The 17,416-nt window shown below is 71.0% G+C and carries 17 protein-coding genes; 11 read left to right on the top strand and 6 right to left on the bottom strand.

The features are described from left to right. Positions 1-60: 60 nt before the first annotated feature. The 4 genes from FM051_RS21240 to FM051_RS21225 are packed head-to-tail and all read left to right on the top strand — an operon-like array spanning position 61 to position 3,219. Positions 61-1,515: a sensor histidine kinase gene (locus FM051_RS21240; protein WP_158846020.1), complete on the top strand. Its 1,455-nt coding sequence runs from the start codon at positions 61-63 to the stop codon at positions 1,513-1,515. 15 nt (positions 1,516-1,530) lie between these two features. Further along, entirely contained in the window at positions 1,531-2,184 is a 654-nt protein-coding gene (locus FM051_RS21235; protein WP_158846018.1) for a response regulator transcription factor, read from the top strand. A 50-nt stretch (positions 2,185-2,234) separates the two neighbouring features. Continuing rightward, the gene (locus FM051_RS21230; RefSeq protein ID WP_158846016.1) at positions 2,235-2,786 is read left to right on the top strand and encodes a TetR/AcrR family transcriptional regulator; all 552 of its coding nucleotides are present in this window, start codon (positions 2,235-2,237) and stop codon (positions 2,784-2,786) included. Between the two features lie 58 nt (positions 2,787-2,844). Beyond that, complete coding sequence (locus FM051_RS21225; RefSeq protein WP_158846014.1) at positions 2,845-3,219, top strand: DUF4345 domain-containing protein; 375 nt, start codon at positions 2,845-2,847, stop codon at positions 3,217-3,219. On the opposite strand, the gene FM051_RS21220 is transcribed toward FM051_RS21225, so the two are convergent. Beyond that, the gene (locus tag FM051_RS21220) at positions 3,170-3,643 is read right to left on the bottom strand and encodes a winged helix-turn-helix transcriptional regulator (protein ID WP_158846012.1); all 474 of its coding nucleotides are present in this window, start codon (positions 3,641-3,643) and stop codon (positions 3,170-3,172) included. The genes FM051_RS21225 and FM051_RS21220 overlap by 50 nt on opposite strands. A gap of 157 nt (positions 3,644-3,800) precedes the next feature. Between FM051_RS21220 and FM051_RS21215 the strand changes: the two genes are divergently transcribed. Continuing rightward, complete coding sequence (locus FM051_RS21215) at positions 3,801-4,514, top strand: hypothetical protein (protein ID WP_158846010.1); 714 nt, start codon at positions 3,801-3,803, stop codon at positions 4,512-4,514. 1 nt (position 4,515) lies between these two features. Here FM051_RS21215 and FM051_RS21210 read toward each other — a convergent pair whose 3' ends face one another. Beyond that, entirely contained in the window at positions 4,516-5,631 is a 1,116-nt protein-coding gene (locus FM051_RS21210; RefSeq protein ID WP_238412540.1) for an AI-2E family transporter, read from the bottom strand. Positions 5,632-5,900: 269 nt separating this feature from the next. Between FM051_RS21210 and FM051_RS21205 the strand changes: the two genes are divergently transcribed. Continuing rightward, positions 5,901-8,279 (top strand): glycoside hydrolase family 97 catalytic domain-containing protein, encoded by a 2,379-nt coding sequence (locus tag FM051_RS21205; RefSeq protein WP_158846006.1) that lies wholly within the window; start codon positions 5,901-5,903, stop codon positions 8,277-8,279. A gap of 265 nt (positions 8,280-8,544) precedes the next feature. Here FM051_RS21205 and FM051_RS51930 read toward each other — a convergent pair whose 3' ends face one another. The 3 genes from FM051_RS51930 to FM051_RS51920 all read right to left on the bottom strand — a co-directional run bounded on the left by FM051_RS51930 (position 8,545) and on the right by FM051_RS51920 (position 9,849). Beyond that, the gene (locus tag FM051_RS51930; RefSeq protein ID WP_238412539.1) at positions 8,545-8,865 is read right to left on the bottom strand and encodes a hypothetical protein; all 321 of its coding nucleotides are present in this window, start codon (positions 8,863-8,865) and stop codon (positions 8,545-8,547) included. Between the two features lie 243 nt (positions 8,866-9,108). Continuing rightward, positions 9,109-9,309: a hypothetical protein gene (locus FM051_RS51925; RefSeq protein ID WP_238412538.1), complete on the bottom strand. Its 201-nt coding sequence runs from the start codon at positions 9,307-9,309 to the stop codon at positions 9,109-9,111. A gap of 264 nt (positions 9,310-9,573) precedes the next feature. Next, the gene (locus FM051_RS51920; protein ID WP_238412537.1) at positions 9,574-9,849 is read right to left on the bottom strand and encodes a hypothetical protein; all 276 of its coding nucleotides are present in this window, start codon (positions 9,847-9,849) and stop codon (positions 9,574-9,576) included. A 311-nt stretch (positions 9,850-10,160) separates the two neighbouring features. On the opposite strand from FM051_RS51920, the gene FM051_RS51915 reads away from it, so the two are divergent. Both FM051_RS51915 and FM051_RS21195 read left to right on the top strand, forming a co-directional pair. Further along, positions 10,161-10,559, top strand: coding sequence for a discoidin domain-containing protein (locus FM051_RS51915; protein ID WP_338019487.1), 399 nt, complete (start codon positions 10,161-10,163; stop codon positions 10,557-10,559). 160 nt (positions 10,560-10,719) lie between these two features. Further along, positions 10,720-11,685: a glutathione S-transferase family protein gene (locus FM051_RS21195; protein ID WP_238412553.1), complete on the top strand. Its 966-nt coding sequence runs from the start codon at positions 10,720-10,722 to the stop codon at positions 11,683-11,685. A 3-nt stretch (positions 11,686-11,688) separates the two neighbouring features. Here FM051_RS21195 and FM051_RS21190 read toward each other — a convergent pair whose 3' ends face one another. Beyond that, entirely contained in the window at positions 11,689-12,777 is a 1,089-nt protein-coding gene (locus FM051_RS21190; RefSeq protein ID WP_338019486.1) for a LacI family DNA-binding transcriptional regulator, read from the bottom strand. 307 nt (positions 12,778-13,084) lie between these two features. On the opposite strand from FM051_RS21190, the gene FM051_RS21185 reads away from it, so the two are divergent. From FM051_RS21185 to FM051_RS21175, 3 genes are read left to right on the top strand one after another with little or no spacing between them, the layout of a single operon-like run. Continuing rightward, a complete protein-coding gene (locus tag FM051_RS21185) occupies positions 13,085-15,478 on the top strand; it encodes a beta-xylosidase/alpha-l-arabinosidase (RefSeq protein ID WP_158846003.1) in 2,394 nt (797 codons plus the stop codon). Continuing rightward, positions 15,475-16,464 (top strand): ABC transporter permease, encoded by a 990-nt coding sequence (locus FM051_RS21180; protein WP_158846001.1) that lies wholly within the window; start codon positions 15,475-15,477, stop codon positions 16,462-16,464. Before FM051_RS21185 ends, FM051_RS21180 begins: the two co-directional genes overlap by 4 nt. Beyond that, a complete protein-coding gene (locus tag FM051_RS21175) occupies positions 16,461-17,396 on the top strand; it encodes a carbohydrate ABC transporter permease (protein WP_238412536.1) in 936 nt (311 codons plus the stop codon). The genes FM051_RS21180 and FM051_RS21175 overlap by 4 nt, the downstream gene beginning before the upstream one ends. Positions 17,397-17,416: the final 20 nt, after the last annotated feature.

Genomic DNA, 17,416 nt, shown 5'->3' with positions numbered 1-17,416 from the left:
ATCGAACCCAAGCCGAGACTGCGCGCACTGCTCCTCTGGTCCGCCACGTCCTTCCCGCTGATGTGGGCGTCAGGCACGTCGCAGCCGGAACGTCTCGGCCGGTGGGAGACGGCGGCGTACCTGGTGGTGTTCTTCTGGCTGCTCGTGCTGGTCCGCCACCGGCCGGTCACCGCCCTCGTGCTCGCGGTCGCGACGTGGGAGGTGAGCTTCTTCCTGCACGTCAGGGCGGACACGACGATCGCCCTGCTGGCGACGGGCGGCGGGATGGCCACGCTGAGTCTGGTGGCCGGTCGGAACGCCGACCACGAGCAGCGGGGCGTGGTGACGTTGGCCGTCGGCGCGGTCGGGGCCGTGGTGGCGACGGTTGCCGCAGGTGCCGGGCCGGACACCGCCATCGCGGCGGTGGCGGCGCTCGGTGCGCTGGCCGTCGTGCCGTGGGCGCTCGGGCGGTATCGGCGCGGGTACACGGAGTTCATCGGCGCGGGGTGGGACCGGGCCGCGTTGCTGGAGCGGGACGCGGCGGAGGCGCGGGCGCACGAGCGGGCGCGGCTTGCCGCTGAGATGCACGACCTGGTGGGGCACGAGTTGGCGCACGCCGCGTTGCAGGTCGGGGCGTTGGAGGTCAGCCCGACGCTCCCGCCGGAGCACCGGGACGCGGTGCGCGAGGCACGGGCCGGGGTGACGGCGGCGGCCGAGCGGCTGGCGGACGTGGTGCGGCTGCTGCGCTCCGACTGGGGCACGGCGATCGAATCGGTGGAGGAGGTGGTGGAACGGGCCAGGCGGTCCGGGTTGCGGGTCGAGCTGGAGGTGCGGGGTGCGGTGGCGCGTGATCCGGTCATCGCCCGGACGATCCACCGGGTCGTCACCGAGGCGATCACCAACGCGATGAAGCACGCGTCGGGCGCGTCGGTGTCCGTGTCGCTCGACCGGTCCGACGGAGGCACCGAGGTGCGGGTGTCCAACGGGCCGGGCAGAGCGGCCGTGCCGCGAACGGCGGGCGGCGGGCGCGGGCTGCTCGGGTTGGCCGAGCGGGTGGCGCTGGTGGGCGGGCAGCTGACCGTGCGCTGGGTCGAGGACGGCGGGTTCGAGGTGGTCGCCCAGCTCCCGGACCGGCCCGCGTCGGAACGGCCGGCAGACGCGATGACGCCGCTCCTGCGGCTGCGGGCGCAGGCGCGGGTCCAGCGGAACTCGCGGCGTGCGATGCGGCTCGCGGTCGGGGTGTCGGCGGTGATCGTGGTCGGCGTGGTCGGGTACCTGGTGTACGACGCCGCCGCTTCGACGCTCACCCCCGCCCGGTTCGCCGAGCTGCGGGTGGGGCAGTCGGAGGCGGAGGTCGCCGACGTGCTGCCGCCCCAGACGCGGACGGACGACACCGGCGGCGGGCCGGAGCGGTCGACGTGCCGGCTCTACAGCACGCACCCGAACCCGTTCGACGAGCGCCGGCACGACCGGTACCGGGTGTGCTTCCGCGACGGCGTGCTGGTGGCCAAGGACCTGATCGTCCGCGACCCGTGAGGCAGGATGCCCGACATGATCAAGGTGGTGCTCGCCGATGACGAGGCGATCGTGCGGGTCGGGGTGCGGGCGGTGTTGGCGGCGGCCGAGGACGTGGAGATCGTGGCCGAGGCGGACAACGGCCGGTCGGCGGTGGACCTGGTGCTGCGGCACCGACCGGATGTCGCGGTGCTCGACATCCGGATGCCGGGGCTGACCGGGCTCGACGCGGCGGCGGAGATCAAGCGGGCCGGCGGCGGGACGGCGACGCTGATCCTCACCACGTTCGCCGAGGACTCGTACATCACCCGCGCGCTGGGCGAGGGTGCGAGCGGGTTCGTGCTGAAGACCGGTGATCCGCACGAGTTGATCGCGGGGGTGCGGGCGGTGGCGGCCGGGGCCGCCTACCTCTCCCCCCTGGTGGCGCGGCGGGTGGTCGACCACCTGTCCGGCGGTGGGCCGCGACTGCGGGCCGCCGAGCGGGTGGCGGTGTTGACGGAGCGGGAACGGGAGGTGTTGGGACTGGTCGGAGCCGGTCTGTCCAACGGGGAGATCGCGAAGCGCATCCATGTCGTGGAGGGGACGGTGAAGGTGTACGTCAGCGCGATCCTCAAGCGCCTGGACCTGCGCAATCGCGTGCAGGCCGCCATCGTCGCCTACGAAGCCGGGTTGATCCCGAGGGACGTCTGACACACGCCTGCCGACCGGCGACATACCATACCGTATGGTACGGTCGAGTCGTGGTGAGCAAGCGGGACTGGCTGGACGTCGGGTTGGTGGTGCTGGCCGAGGACGGGGCGCCCGCCCTGACCATCGAGCGGTTGAGCGGACGGCTCGGCGTCACGAAGGGCTCGTTCTACCACCACTTCAAAGGCATGTCCGGGTTCAAGAGCGACCTGCTCGCGCACTTCGAGGCGGTCTGCGCCACCGGCTACATCGACCAGGTCGAGCGAGGCGGTGGTGGGGCGCGGGAGAAGGTCGAGCGGTTGATCGGCATGGTGCTGGACGACGACATCAGGCCGACGCTCGAACCCGCGATACGCGCGTGGGCGATGCAGGACGCGGAGGTGCGCGCGGTCCAGGAACGGGTGGACCAGGTGCGGATCTCCTACGTGCGCACGGTGTGGGCCGAGTTCGGCGGGCCGGCGACCGAAGCCGCCGCGATGGCCAACCTGCTGTACCTCGTGCTGGTCGGGGCGGGGCACGTGCTGCCACCGGTCGGCTCGGACGACCTGCGCGAGGTCTACGCGCTCACCATGCGGCTCGCACCAGACCACCCGCGGGAGACGTGACCGGTTCAAGACGACATGCCTCAACCGACCGACCCGGAGAGGAACAAGTGGTGTCGAGGTGAAGGCGTTTCAGGCGGTCTTGGTGGTGCTCGGGCTCTTCGTCGCGGGCACCGGCTTGCTGGAAGTCGTGTTCGGCCCCGCCGTACTGCTGCCAGGCAGCCCGGAAGCGGTGCCCACGCTGGACAGCAACTACCGGTTCTTCGCGGTGATGTGGCTGGCGATCGGGGTGGCGATGCTGTCGGTGGTGCCACGCGTCCGTGAAGCCACGACGGTGCTGCGCTTCGTGAGCGCCGCCGTGTTCGTCGGCGGCCTGGCGCGGATCGTGTCGTGGCTGGACACCGGACAGCCGCACGGGCTGATGGTGGTCTTGCTCGGCGTCGAACTCATCCTCCCGCCGGTCTTGGTGTTGTGGCAGCGCCGGCTGGCCGCGTGACCACTTCGGCCGCGGGCGGCCGTTCGTCGCAGCAGTCGCAGACCACCCGCGTGTGAACGGTGCCGACGCAGCCCACGTGCTCCGCCACGCTCGGCGGGCCGGTCGGGTTCGGCACGTGGCGGTCGCCCCACTCCATGAGTGCCAGGAGCACCGAAGTCAGCTCACGCCCCCTGGCGGTCAACCGGTACTCGTGGCGCGGCGGCCGGTCCTGGTACTGCACCCGCTCCAGGACGCCGTGCTGCACCAGGCCGTTGAGGCGGTCGCTGAGCACGTTGCGCGCGATCGGCAGACAGGTGAGGAAACCGTCGAATCGGGTGACACCCGACAGGGCGTCCCGCACGATCAACAGCGTCCACCGCTCACCGACGACCTCGAGTGTGCGTGCGATCGAGCAGAGCTGGTCGTCGTATGTGCGTCGGAGCATCCGCGCATGATAAGCATGAGTTTCATCAAGAAACTTACTCGCCCACACTGGGAGCGCTTTCACCCGTTCGGGTCAAACGAGGCAACCGATGCCGCCACCGGCCCGGAGATGGCGTCGAACACTGTCGCAGCACCGGCTGTCGGCGGATCGTGGAGGTATGAGCAACCAGGCGACTCCCACTCCCCCGCCGGTGGTCGTGGCGGGCGACGGCTCCGCGTGGGGCGACGCCGCGCTCCGCTGGGCGACGGCGCACGCTTCCCTGATCGGCGCGCCGCTGGAGGTGCACCCGCCGACGTCCGACCAGGTGCACGACCTGCTGTTGGCCAGTGCCCGCGCCGAACTGGTCGTGGTGGCGCACCGGGGCGGCAACCGCACGCCGTTCGGCTTGAGCCCGCTCGTCCTGCCGCTGGTCTGGCACGCCGCGTGCGACATCGTCGTGGTGCGCGGCACGCCCGAGGCGTTGGACGGTGAGCACCACCGCATCACGGCGCTGGTCACCGGCGACGAACGCGACGACCTGGCGCTGGCTCGCGCGGCCGACCTCGCCGGGCGCCGACGCGCCGCACTCCGCGTGCTGCACGCCGCTCCGCCGCTGCCGGTGCGGGCCGACGCGCCGGACCGCCCGGTGGCGCACGCCGACCAGGCGTTGCGCGGTGTCCGGCACACGTCCGTGCTGGCGCCGATGCACCCGAACGAGGCACTGGCCCGCTACGCCGACACCGACCTGCTCGTGCTGAGCGACCGCGGCCTGACCGCCCGCACCGCGCTCCACCACTCCCGATGTCCCGTCCTGATCGCACACCGCGCTCCCAGCGAACCGGGCGGCGTCCGCCGGCCCACCGGTGGTCGGCGGGCCGACGCCATGCGCTGACTCACGCGCCGCCGGACATCCCCGGCACGTCGGGCTCGACCCTGGGCACGGGTTCGGGGTCACGCTCGTCCGGACGGTCCGGTACGACGGGTTCGGGCGCGGAGTGCCGGTCGATGACCTCACCCAGGTACCGCAGCACGACCGCGGCGGTGGCGACCACCGGCACCGCGAGGAACGCGCCGGCGATGCCGTAAAGGCTGCCGCCCGCCGTCACGGCGAGCAGCACGACCGCGGCGTGCAGGCGCAGGCTCCGCGCCTGGAGGACCGGCTGGAGCACGTTCCCCTCCACCTGCTGCACCACCAACACGACCACCAGCATGATCACCGCGGCCGTCAGGCCGTTGCTGACCAGCGCCACGAGAACGGCCAGGGCGCCCGCGATGAACGCGCCGACGATCGGCACGAAGCCACCGAGGAACGTCAACGCCGCCAGCGGAACGGCCAGCGGCACGCCCAGCACCACCAGAGCGAGGCCGATCAACACCGCGTCGACCAGGCTCACGACCGCCTGCGTGCGGATGTAGCCGCCCAGCATGGTCCACACCCGGTCCAGCACGATCGTCACGTGCCCGCCCGCGCGCTCGCCGATCACGCCGCGCAGCCACGGCGTGAACCGGGGTCCGTCCTTGACGAACAGGAACGCCAGCAGCAGCGCGAGGATGCCGGTGATGACGCCGGAGGTCACCGTGCCGACACCGGCGAGCAGCCTGTCCGCGATGGAGCCGATGCTGGACTGCAACTGCTCGGTCCCCTGCTGGAGCAACTGGTCCAGCTGGCTGTCGGCGAGGTTCAGCGGCGGACCGGCCAGCCAGGCGCCGGCCTGCTGGAGAGCGCTGCTGGCGCTCTCCGCGATATCGGGGACACCGGAGACGATCGACGTCGTGATCAACACCAGCACGCCGCCGAGCACGGCCAGTCCGGCGAGCAGCACGATCGTCGCGGCCAAGGCGGGCGGCACGCCGCGCGAGCGCAGCCACCTCGCGGGCGGCCACAGCACGGTCGTGATCAGCAGGCCGATGAAGACCGGCATCACCACCACCCAGAGCTTGCCGATGAGCACCCACACCAGCACGAAGCCGATCGCGACCAGCGCCATGCGGGTGCTCCAGCGCGCCATCCAGGTCACTGCGTGTCCGATGGCCTCACCGCGATCTGTCCAGCGGCGGTCTCGAGCGCTCACGTCGTCCCATCCCTCCACGGCGGCGCCCTGCGGCGCCTGTGCGGCAGCCTGCCAGAGGCGGTTGCGCCGATCGTGTCACCCACGCCGTGTCAAGGTCCGCACCAGGACAAAACCTGTCCGGTCGATGACCTTGACCCGCCGCTCGACCGACACTGACGATGGTGGTCCAAACCACTCGGCGCGACCGGCACTGGGAGTTGACAACGATGTCACCGCTTCGCGGCGTGATCAGACGGCGGATCTTCGTCCTGTCCGTGGTCTTGTGCTCGGTCCTGGCCGGCCTGTTACCCACGCCCGCGGTGGCCGCCGCACCCGGGCAGTGGGTGATCACCGCTCCCGGCACCACGTCGGTGGCCGCCCAGGTGACCCTCGACCCCGCCACCGGCGGCCTCACGTTCGGCGTCTCGCGGCACGGTCGCGTGGTGCTCGCGCCGTCGCCGATCGGGTTGCACACGACGGACGCCGACCTGACCGAGGACCTCCGGGCGGTCGGCCGCACGGACCGGCTCGTCACCGAGCGGTACTCGATGACGACCGGCAAGCGGCTCAACCGGCACGCCCGCATGACCGAGACCACGCTCGGCTTCCAAGGCACCGGCGGCGCACGGCTGGACCTGGTGGTCCGGGTCGCGCCCGACGGCGTGGCCTACCGGTACGTCGTGCCCGGCCCGGTGACGGTGACCGGCGAGGCGTCGTCGTTCAAGCTGCCGGCCGGGATCGAGTCGGCACCGGACGTCCCGGCCTGGTTGCTGCCCTACAACGCCTGGTACGAGGCGAACCGCGTGCGCACCACGGCGGACGGCACGGCGGACGGCGACTTCGGCCACCCGTCGTTGTTCCAGGTCGGCGACGACTACGCGCTGCTCACGGAGTCCGATGTGGACGGCCGGTATCCGGGCAGCAGGCTGCGGCACGCCGCCGGGTCGACCGACTACCGGGTGGTGCTCGCGGACGAGCGGATCACCTCGGCGGACGGCCTGCGCACGCCGTGGCGCACCGCGATCGTGGGCGACCTCGCGACGGTGAGCCAGTCCACCCTGGTGGACGACCTCGCGTCACCCGCCCGGTTCACCGACACGTCGTGGGTGCGTCCCGGCAAGGTCGCGTGGTCGTGGTTGAGCGAGCACTCCAGCCCCGGGAACTTCGAGCGGCAGAAGCAGTACGTGGACTTCGCCGCCCGCAACGGCTGGCAGTACGTGCTGGTGGACGAGGGGTGGCAGGACGCGTGGGTGCCGGAGCTGATCCGGTACGCCCGCGCCAAGGGCGTCGAGGTGCTGCTGTGGTTCCGCTGGTCCGACCTGGACACGCCGGCCGAGCGCGACTCCGTCCTGCCCGAGGTCGCGCGTTGGGGTGCTCGCGGCGTGAAGCTGGACTTCATGGAGTCCGACTCCCAGGCCCGCTACCAGTGGTACGACGCGGTGCTCGCGAAGACCGCCGAGCTGCGCCTGATGGTGAACTTCCACGGTTCGACCATCCCGCACGGCCTGGCCCGGACGTGGCCGCACGTCATGACGATGGAGGCGGTGCGCGGCGCGGAGAACTTCCCGCCCGCGGCGAACAACCCGGTGCAGTTCTTCACCCGCAACGTGGTCGGGTCGATGGACTACACGCCGGTGTCCCTGGAGGTCGGCACGAAGGAGGCGTCGGTCGCGCACGAGGTCGCGTTGCCGGTGCTCTACGAGTCGGGGTGGACGCACTTCGCCGACAAGCCGGAGGCGTACGAGCGGTTCCCGGAGGCATTGCGCTACCTGAACCAGGTGCCGACGGTGTGGGACGAGACCCGGCTGCTGGACGGCGCCCCGTCTGATCACGCGGTGGTCGCGCGCCGTTCCGGCAACCGCTGGTTCGTCGGCGCGGTGGCGGCCGGTGATCCGCGCACGCTGCGGGCGTCGTTGGGTTTCCTGGGCGCCGGCCGGTGGCTGGTCGAGGTGGTGCGTGACGGCGAGGGCCGCAGTGACGTGCGGCGGGAGAGCCGGATCGTGCGGTCGTCGGCGGCGCTGGAGGTCGAGGTGCCGCGCAACGGCGGGTTCGCGGCGGTGATCTGCCCGTACCTGCCCGGTCTGCTGACGTGCGACCGGCCGGTCGTCCCGGTGCCGACGACCACGCTCACCGTCACGCCGGCGGATCCCGTGGACGCGGCGAAGGGGTCGACGTTCGAGGTCACCGGGAGTTTCACGGCCGACACCACCGTCGAGGACGTCGTGCTCACCGCGGCCGCGCCTGTCGGCTGGACGGTGACCGGTGCCGCCGTCGAACGGCGGACGTTGAGGGCGGGCGAGACCGTCAACGGTCGGTGGACCGTGCGGGTCGGCGACGACAGCCCGGTGGGAACGGTCGACGTGCCGGTCTTCGCCGAGTTCCGCGCGCCGGGACACCCCCGGGTGCACGTGGAGAAGGCGGTTCGCGCGTTCGTGCCACCTCCGGTGCCCACCGGCGCCCAGTACGTGAGCGACCTGCCGTTCATGAGTGAAAGCAACGGGTGGGGTCCGGTCGAACGGGACCAGTCGAACGGCGAGACCTCCGGCGGTGACGGCCGCAACTTCGACCACGCCGACTGGGCCGACGCCCGGCTGGCCTGCGCGTGAGAAGCGCGTCGGACATGCGGATCAACCGTCGTCAGTTGCTGCGAGCGGTGGGTGTCGGCGGCGCGCTCACCCTGTCACCCAGGCTCGCCCTCGCCGCGCCGACGTCAGCCGAGACGGACCCGGTGGCGCGCATCTACTACGACGTGTTGTCGCGCCACACCCGGTGGGCCGAGCAGCAGTACGACCCGGCGGCGGGCCGGTACCGGCGGACGGATTTCGGCTTCGCCGTCGTGCTGGGCAACGCGGTCCTGCTGACCAGGGGCGCCTATGACGCGGACAGCACCGGCGTGGAGAAGTCGGTGCTGCACGCGCACACCGTCGACACGATCCGGCACTTCGCCGCGAGCAACATCCTGGCGGGCGGATCGGAATGGGGCAAGACCCTGTTCTGGGACACCACGTTCCAGTCGTACTTCGTGCTAGCCGCGCGCCTGCTGTGGGCGGACCTCGACCCGGCGACGCGGACCGCCGTCGACACGATCGCCCGTGCCCAGGCCGCGTACACCGCCGCGCTCGGCACGGGCGACGACCCGCGTTCCGGCGACTGGACGCCGAACGGGCTGAGCGGTGGTTTCCGGGGCGACACCAAGCTGGAGGAAATGGGCGTCTACGCGCAGGCACTCGCTCCCGGGCCGGCGTGGGCGGCCGACGACCCCGACGCCGGCGCGTGGCGGGAGGCGTTCGGTCGGTGGAGCCGCAACGAAGCCGGGCTGCCCGCCGCCGACCTGGCCAACCCGTCGGTGGTCGACGGCGCCGCGGTGTCGGCGAACACCGCCGCGAACCTCTACGACACGTTCATCGTGGAGAACCACGGCTCCTACGGCCCGCACTACCAGGAGGAGCTGTGGCGCACGTCCGGCCGCAACGCGGTCCACTTCCTGCTCGCCGGCACGCCGTTGCCGCGGGTGTTGACCGCGCAGCCCAACGGTGAGCGGCTGTGGCGCACCATCCTGGCCACGATGAGCGACGCGGGCGAGCCGCTGATGCCGATGGTGGACGACCGGGAGCACCTGTACGGCCGTGACGTCATCCCGCTGGCGTTCCGCTCGCAGGTGCTGGGTGACCGGCTGGCCGCTCGGGCGGAGGCGGCGTTGGCCGAACGCCTGGCCGCGTACCAGGCCTATCCCCCGGTGTACCGGCTGGCGAAGTTCTCCGGTGAGGCGAAGTACGAGCCGGAGGCACGGGCGGAGTTGGCGATCAGCTACCTGCTGCACGAGTGGCGCACCCGCACCGGTCCGGCCATCACGCCGGTGTCGGAGGAGGAGTTCTTCTCGCGGGCGGCGGCGACCACGGACTACGGCGTCGAACCCGGTCTGCTGGCGCACCAGTCGGCCCACGCCCGGTCGGGCACGGTGACCAAGGCGGGGTTCACGAAGTTCGCCTGGCAGCCGTCGCACGACGACTGGCTGTTCGTGGTCAGCGGGACCACGCCCATGCTGTTGCCCTCGACGTCGTTGACCGTCGTTGGCCGCTCTGTCGCGGTGTACCAGCGGGTTCGCGACGGGTTCGACGGCACGGCGAGCTTGCTGACGTTCGCGGGTGGGCACGTCGGCACCGCAACCTTGCCCACCGGGACCGCCGGCCACCGGGACGGTGTCCCTGCGACAGGACCGCGTACGCCTCTACCGGGGCCGCCAGGTCGTGACGCGCACCGGCACCGACTACGACCTGCGCATCGACGGCGCGACCGCCCGGATCGAGCCACCCCGGTTCACCTTGGAAGGCAACGTGCCGGTCGGCCTGACCGCACTGGTGCACGACGGCGCGCACGTGACCCTCACCGGCGCGCCGTCCGGCCCGGTCGCACGGCTGGTGCTCGTAGGTGCCGACGGCGGCCGGGTGCCGATCACCCTGCCCGCCCGCGTACGCCGGGACATCACCATGCCGAACACCCGCCCATACCCGCTCAACGACCTGGCACTGGGCCGGACGACGTTCCCCACCTCTCCCCTACCGCCCGGCATGTCCGCCCCGTCCGCCGCCGTGGACGACAACCCGCGCACCGCGTGGACACCGGGGCCGGCGGGCCGAATGGTCGTGGACCTCGGCTCGACGCACCGAGTCGGTCACGTCGAGCTGACGTGGACAGCAGCCCCGGTCCCCCGCTGCACGATCACGACAAGCACCGACGGCCGCACCTACGGACCGCCGGTAACCGCCCCTCAGCACCACCGCGCCCGCGTGGCCCTCGACTCCACCACCAGGTACATCGCCGTGACGACCCCCACCTGGCGCCCAGGCCAAGCCGCGTTGACCACCATCGCGATCCAACCCACCTGACAGCGGTGCTCCGCACGACAAGCTGGGGGTGGTTGGAGCACGTAGGCTCGCGAAGGTGAGTGAGAATTCAACATCTGTCGCGAACGGCGGGAATCCCGAGCACGGGCGGGGTGGGACTTATTCGGTCAAGGGCAAGGAGTTCACCCGCGACACGCGGTACATCACCACGCGGGTGACCGCCGACGGGCGGGACGGGTTTCCGGTCGAGGCCGGTCGGTACCGGTTGGTCGCGGCTCGGGCTTGCCCTTGGGCCAATCGGGCGATCATCGTGCGGCGGCTGTTGGGCCTGGAGGACGTGCTCTCGCTGGGGCTGCCCGGACCTACGCACGACGCGCGGTCGTGGACGTTCGACCTCGATCCCGGCGGGCGGGATCCGGTGCTCGGGATCGAACGCCTGCAGGAGGCGTACTTCAAGCGCGACCCGGACTACCCGCGCGGGATCACGGTGCCCGCGATCGTGGACACCACCACCGGCGCGGTGGTGACGAACGACTTCGCGCAGATCACGTTGGACCTCTCCACGGAGTGGCGGGACCACCACCGGGACGGCGCGCCGGACCTGTTGCCCGAAGCCCACCGCGACGAGATCGACGCGGTCAACCGGCGTGTGTTCACCGAGGTCAACAACGGCGTGTACCGGTGCGGTTTCGCGGGGACGCAGGAGGCGTACGAAGACGCGTACGCGCGTCTGTGGACGGCGCTCGACTGGCTGGAGGACCGGCTGCGCGACCGGCGCTACCTCGTCGGCGACACGATCACCGAGGCCGACGTCCGCCTGTTCACCACCCTCGTGCGCTTCGACCCCGTCTACCACGGCCACTTCAAGTGCAACCGGAGCAAGCTGTCCGAGATGCCTGTCCTGTGGGCCTACGCCCGCGACCTGTTCCAGACGCCCGGATTCGGTGACACGGTCGACTTCGAGCAGATCAAGCAGCACTACTACATCGTCCACAAGGACATCAACCCGACCGGGATCGTGCCTGTCGGTCCGGATCTGTCCGGGTGGGTCACGCCGCACGGGCGGGAAGCGCTGGGCGGGCGGCCGTTCGGTGACGGCACGCCGCCCGGTCCCGTCCTCGAGGACGAACGGGTGGACCCGGCGCACACACCGCTGCGCCGGCCGTAAGAGCTAGAGCTCGCGTGGCGGGCAGGTGCTCTCCCGCACGACCAGCTCGGTGGCGAGGTCTATGCGCTCGTTCGGCGGGCGGTCGCCGCGGGCCAGGCTGAACACCATCTGCGCCGCCGTGGTCGCCATCTCGCGCAGCGGCTGGCGCACGGTGGTCAGTGGCGGCCCTATCCACTCGGTGACCGACAGGTCGTCGTAGCCGACGATGGACAGGTCGTCCGGAATGGACAGTCCCAGCTCGCGGGCCGCCCGCATGACGCCCAGAGCCTGGAAGTCGGAGCCGGCGAAGATGGCGGTGGGCCGGTCGGGCCGGTCGAGCAGGTCCAGGCCGTGCCCGTACCCGCCCTTGACGTAGAAATCGCCGTACCGCACCAGATCCGGGTCCACGACGATGTCCGCGTCCTCCAGCGCGCTGCGGTAGCCGTCCACCCTGGCTCGGCTGCACAGCATGGTCGTGGGCCCTGAGATGACCGCGATCCGGCGGTGTCCGAGCGCTAGCAGGTGCCGGGTGGCGGCCAGGCCGCCGGCCCAGTTCGCCGAGCCCACCGTCGGCACGCCGGGCGGCGGCTCGCCGGCGGTGTCCACGAACACGAACGGGATGTTGCGCGTGGTGAGCTGACGGCGTTGCTCGGTGTCCAACCCGGCCAGCACGAGGATGACGCCGAGCGGTCGGCGGGCCAGCAGGTCGTCGAACCACTCCCGGCGCGGCCGGTGCTCACCGCCCAGTTCGGACAGCACGACGGCGGCCCGTTCGTTGGCGGCGGCCATTTCGACCCCGCGGATGATCTCGGTCGACCACGCCGAGTGCATCTCGTGGAAGACCAGGTCGATGAGCGCGGGCCGGGACGACTGACGCGCCCGGCGTCGTCGGTACCGGTGCTGCTCGATGATGCTCTCGACCCGTGCGCGGGTGTCCGCGGCGACGTCCGGCCGTCCGTTGAGGACCTTCGAGACGGTCGGGATGGACACGCCCGCCTCGGCCGCGATGGACGAGATGGACGCCGCGCCCTTCACGGTCTTCTCCGGCATGGTTTTCTCCGGCGCGGTTTTCTCCGGAACGGCATCGGCGTTCGGCTCCGTCGACGAACTCATGCTGCCCCCTGTTCGCGCCGCTGCCCGCACGCCGCATACCGCCTAAAGTTTCGACGGCCGAGCGTAAACGTTCGACCTTCCGACCACCAGCATGCCAGTCCGCGAGGCGGCTCTTCCTCCTGATCGGTCCAGTAACACAGCGGAGTTCGGATCTAGCGGGCACCGATGAACTGCGAAGACCCCGAAGCACAACGAACTGTTGACGTAGTGCAGAGATCCCCCTACGGTCTCCCCACCGGATCGGCATGTCGGAAGTTACTTCGATAGTTTCGGTCTTCACGAGGACGTGAGCGGGGGTACCTGGTCGATGACGAACAGGACGACGGACGCCGTGGCGACGCCGGCAGGCGACGCCGATCGGACCGCCGCCGGCCAGAGCAGCGCCGTCTGGCAGGACGTCACCCTGCCGGTCGCCGATCGGGTCGAAGCACTCGTCGGCGCGATGACGCTCGAGGAGAAGCTGGGCCAGCTCGTCGGCGTGTGGGTCGGCGCGGACCCCTCCGGCGCGGGCGTCGCGCCCCACCAGCACGACATGACCAGCGACCCGGTGATCTGGGAAGACGTCATCTCGTCCGGCCTCGGCCAGCTCACCCGCCCGTTCGGCACCAGGCCGGTCGACCCGGTGACCGGCGCCCGTTCGCTCGCCGTGTCGCAGGCACAGGTGGCCGCCGCCAACCGGTTCGGCATACCGGCGCTCGTGCACGAGGAGTGCCTCACCGGTTTCGCCGCCTGGCAGGCCACCGCCTACCCCGCGCCGCTCGCCTGGGGCGCGTCGTTCGACCCCGCGCTGGTGGCCGAGATGTCGGGCCTGATCGGCGGCTCGATGCGCGCGGCAGGCGTGCACCAGGGATTGGCGCCCGTCCTGGACGTCACGCGCGACTACCGCTGGGGCCGTACCGAAGAAACGATCGGTGAGGACCCGTACCTGGTCGGCACCGTGGGCACGGCCTACGTGCGGGGTCTCGAAGAGTCCGGCGTCGTCGCCACGCTCAAGCACTTCGCCGGCTACTCGGCCTCACGCGCCGGGCGCAACCTCGCCCCGGTGGCCATCGGCCCGCGCGAGTTCGCCGACGTGGTGCTGCCGCCGTTCGAGATGGCGCTGCGCGACGGCGGCGTCCGGTCGGTCATGCAGTCCTACACCGATGTCGACGGCCTGCCGTCCGCGGCCGACGCCGGGCTGCTCACCACGTTGCTGCGCGACACCTGGGGCTTCGACGGCACGGTGGTCGCCGACTACTTCGCGGTCAAGTTCCTGGAGACCCTGCACGGGGTGGCCGAGGACGAGGGGCACGCCGCCGCGCTCGCCCTGGCCGCGGGCGTGGACGTCGAGCTGCCGACCGTGCGCTGCTACGGCGGGCCGCTGCTGGAGGCGGTCGAGCGCGGCGACGTGGACGAGGCCCTGGTCGACCGCGCGCTGCGCCGCGTGCTCCGGCAGAAGGTCGAACTCGGCCTGCTCGACCCCGACTGGTCGGCCCTGCCGGAGAACCTCGACGGCCTGAAGCTGGACTCGCCGCACGCCCGGGACGTCGCGCTGCGCCTCGCGCGGGAGTCCGTGGTGCTGCTGGCCAACGACGGCGTGCTGCCGCTGCGGCCCGACCTGCGGCTCGCCGTGGTCGGCCCGCTCGCGGACGACCCGATGGCGATGCTCGGCTGCTACTCGTTCCCCGCGCACATCGGCGTGCACCACCCGGACGTCCCGCTGGGCCTGGAGATCCCGACCGTGCTCTCCGCGCTGCGCGACGCCGTGGGCGGTGACGTCGGCTACGCCCGCGGCTGCGAGATCAGGACCGAGACCGACCCGGAGGACATCGCCGCCGCGGTGGCCGCCGCGGCGGAAGCGGACGTCTGCGTCGTCGCCGTCGGCGACCTGGCGGGCTTGTTCGGGCGCGGTACGTCGGGCGAGGGGTGCGACGCTACCGAACTCGTGCTTCCCGGCGCGCAGGAGGAGCTGGTCCGCGCGGTCCTCGCCACCGGCACGCCGGTCGTGCTGCTGCTGATCACCGGACGGCCGTACGCGATCGGCGACCTGGCCGACGGCGCGGCGGCGGTCGTGCAGACGTTCTTCCCCGGTCAGCTGGGCGGCCGGGCCATCGCCGACGTGCTGACCGGCGTGGTCGCGCCGTCGGGCCGGCTGCCGGTCGGCATCCCGGGCGACCCGTCCGGCCAGCCCGGCACGTACCTGTCGGCTCCGCTCGGACGGCGCAGCGGCGTGTCCAACGTCGACCCCACGCCCGTGTTCCCGTTCGGCCACGGCCTGGGCTACGACACGTTCACCTGGTCGTCCGTGCGCGTGGTGTCGACCGAACCGTGGACCACGGACGGCGAGGTCGAGGTCGAACTCGACGTGCGCAACCCCGGCACCCGGCCCGGCGCCGACGTGGTGCAGCTCTACCTGCACGACCCGGTCGCGCAGGTCACCCGCCCGGTGGTGCGGCTCGTCGGCTACGCGCGGGTCGCGTTGGACGGAGGCGAGTCGGCACGCGTGGCGTTCCGCGTCCCGGCCGACGTCACGTCGTTCACCGGCCGTGAGGGACGGCGCGTGGTGGAACCGGGGGCGCTGCAGCTGCGCGTGTCCCGGTCCAGCGCGGACGTGCACGAAGCGGTGGACCTGACGCTCGTGGGCCCGCTGCGCGAAGTCGACCACACGCGGCGCTGGCTCACCGCCGTGTCGGTCACCCACGAGGAGGTGGAACGAGCATGACCACCCAGATCGGCGAACCGGCGACCGAAGCCGCCCCGAACAAGTCGAAGAAGGTCCCGAAGGACCCGAAGCCGCCCCGGTACAAGAACACCTGGCGCAAGGCGTGGAAGCGCGACTGGCAGCTCTACACCCTGGTCATCGTCCCGCTGCTGTTCTTCCTCGTCTTCCGCTACCTGCCGATGCTCGGCAACGTCATCGCGTTCCGCCGCTTCGTGCCGGGCGGCAGCATCTACGGCGAGTCGTGGGTCGGCCTGCGCTACGTGAAGCTGTTCATCAGCGACCCGAACTTCTGGGAGGTGTTCGGCAACACGCTCGTCCTCGGCGCGCTGACCCTGCTGTTCTGCTTCCCGCTGCCGATCATCCTCGCGCTGCTGCTCAACGAGGTCCGCTCGCGCTACTTCAAGCGGTTCGTGCAGACGGTGTCCTACCTGCCGCACTTCCTGTCGATCGTGATCGTCGCCGGCATGGTCATGCAGCTGACGTCGCTGGACGGCACGGTCAACCAGATCATCAAGGCCTTCGACGGCAACGCGATCTCGTTCATCCAGGAGCCGAGCTGGTTCCGCACGATCTACGTCTCCTCCGAGGTCTGGCAGACGGTCGGCTGGGGCACGATCCTCTACCTCGCGGCGTTGACCACGATCGACTCTCAGCTCTACGAGGCAGCCCGGATCGACGGCGCCAACCGCTGGCAGCAGACCTGGCACGTCACGCTGCCGGGGATCCGCCCGACCATGATCACGCTGCTGATCCTCAACGTCGGCACGTTCATGGCGGTGGGCTTCGAGAAGGTCCTGCTGCTGTACAACCCGCTGACCTACCCGACCGCGGACGTCGTCTCGACCTACCTCTACCGGGTCGGCCTGGTGTCCAACAACTTCAGCTACGCCGCGGCGATCGGCCTGTTCGAGTCGATCATCGGCCTGACGCTGGTCCTGTCCGCCAACGCGATCTCGCGCCGAACAGTGGGGACGAGCCTGTGGTGACCACCGACCCGACGCAGCTCATGGAGCGGCTGGACAAGCCCGCCGCGCCCCGCCGCACGTCGCTCGACGACTCGCGCGGCTACCGGATCTTCCGGGTCGTCAACGTGGTGGTGCTGCTCGGCGTGGTCGCGGTGACGCTGTACCCGTTCGTCAACATCGTCGCGCAGTCGTTCAGCAGCGAGCTGTACATCCGCACCGGGCAGGTGAACCTGTTCCCGCGCGGGTTCAACCTGGACACCTACAAGCTCGTCGCGGCCGACCCGGTGTTCTGGAACAGCTACCTCAACACCGTCATCTACACGGTGACCGCCACCGCGATCTCGATCGTGCTCACCACGATCTACGCGTACGTGCTGTCGAAGCACCGGCTCAAGGGCCGCAACCTGCTCATCGGCATCGCGGTGTTCACGATGTTCTTCAACGGCGGCCTGATCCCGAACTACGTGCTGGTGTCCGGTCTCGGCATGACCAACACGATCTGGGCGGTCGTGCTGCCCAACGCGATCAGCGTGTTCAACCTGCTGGTGATGAAGGCGTTCTTCGAGAGCCTGCCGGCGGAGCTGGAGGAGGCCGCCGCGATCGACGGCCTGAACACCTACGGCATCCTGCTCAAGATCGTGCTGCCACTGTCGAAGGCCGTGCTCGCGACGATGATCCTGTTCTACGCGGTCGCGAACTGGAACTCGTGGTTCCAGGCGTTCATCTACTTCGACCGCTCCGAGCTGTTCCCGGTCACCGTGTACCTGCGCAACATGATCGCGGGCGCCTCGTCGGCGACGGCGGTCGGCGCGGTGGAGTCCAACGCGCTGGCGATCTCCGCCAACATCAAGGCCGTGACGATGGTGCTCACAGTCCTGCCCATCGTCGTGGTCTACCCGTTCATCCAGCGCTATTTCGTGTCGGGCGTGATGCTCGGCGCGGTCAAGCAGTAGCGCGCCCCTCCGAGTTGACG

Source organism: Saccharothrix deserti (genome assembly GCF_009769385.1).
GTDB classification, from domain to species: Bacteria; Actinomycetota; Actinomycetes; order Mycobacteriales; family Pseudonocardiaceae; genus Actinosynnema; species Actinosynnema deserti.
The sequence above is the reverse complement of the archived record's forward strand: the minus strand, read 5'-3'. Positions and strand labels throughout refer to the sequence as shown.

What these genes read in the sequence shown, in the direction of transcription:
- FM051_RS21240 (WP_158846020.1), top strand. Translation starts at nt 61, where the DNA reads ATGTGGGCGTCAGGCACGTCGCAGCCGGAACGTCTCGGCCGGTGGGAG.
- FM051_RS21235 (WP_158846018.1), top strand. Translation starts at nt 1,531, where the DNA reads ATGATCAAGGTGGTGCTCGCCGATGACGAGGCGATCGTGCGGGTCGGG.
- FM051_RS21220 (WP_158846012.1), bottom strand. Translation starts at nt 3,643, where the DNA reads ATGCTCCGACGCACATACGACGACCAGCTCTGCTCGATCGCACGCACA.
- FM051_RS21215 (WP_158846010.1), top strand. Translation starts at nt 3,801, where the DNA reads ATGAGCAACCAGGCGACTCCCACTCCCCCGCCGGTGGTCGTGGCGGGC.
- FM051_RS21210 (WP_238412540.1), bottom strand. Translation starts at nt 5,631, where the DNA reads ATGGCGCGCTGGAGCACCCGCATGGCGCTGGTCGCGATCGGCTTCGTG.
- FM051_RS21205 (WP_158846006.1), top strand. Translation starts at nt 5,901, where the DNA reads ATGTCACCGCTTCGCGGCGTGATCAGACGGCGGATCTTCGTCCTGTCC.
- FM051_RS51925 (WP_238412538.1), bottom strand. Translation starts at nt 9,309, where the DNA reads ATGACGTCACGGCCGTACAGGTGCTCCCGGTCGTCCACCATCGGCATC.
- FM051_RS51915 (WP_338019487.1), top strand. Translation starts at nt 10,161, where the DNA reads ATGCCGAACACCCGCCCATACCCGCTCAACGACCTGGCACTGGGCCGG.
- FM051_RS21190 (WP_338019486.1), bottom strand. Translation starts at nt 12,777, where the DNA reads ATGAGTTCGTCGACGGAGCCGAACGCCGATGCCGTTCCGGAGAAAACC.
- FM051_RS21185 (WP_158846003.1), top strand. Translation starts at nt 13,085, where the DNA reads ATGACGAACAGGACGACGGACGCCGTGGCGACGCCGGCAGGCGACGCC.
- FM051_RS21180 (WP_158846001.1), top strand. Translation starts at nt 15,475, where the DNA reads ATGACCACCCAGATCGGCGAACCGGCGACCGAAGCCGCCCCGAACAAG.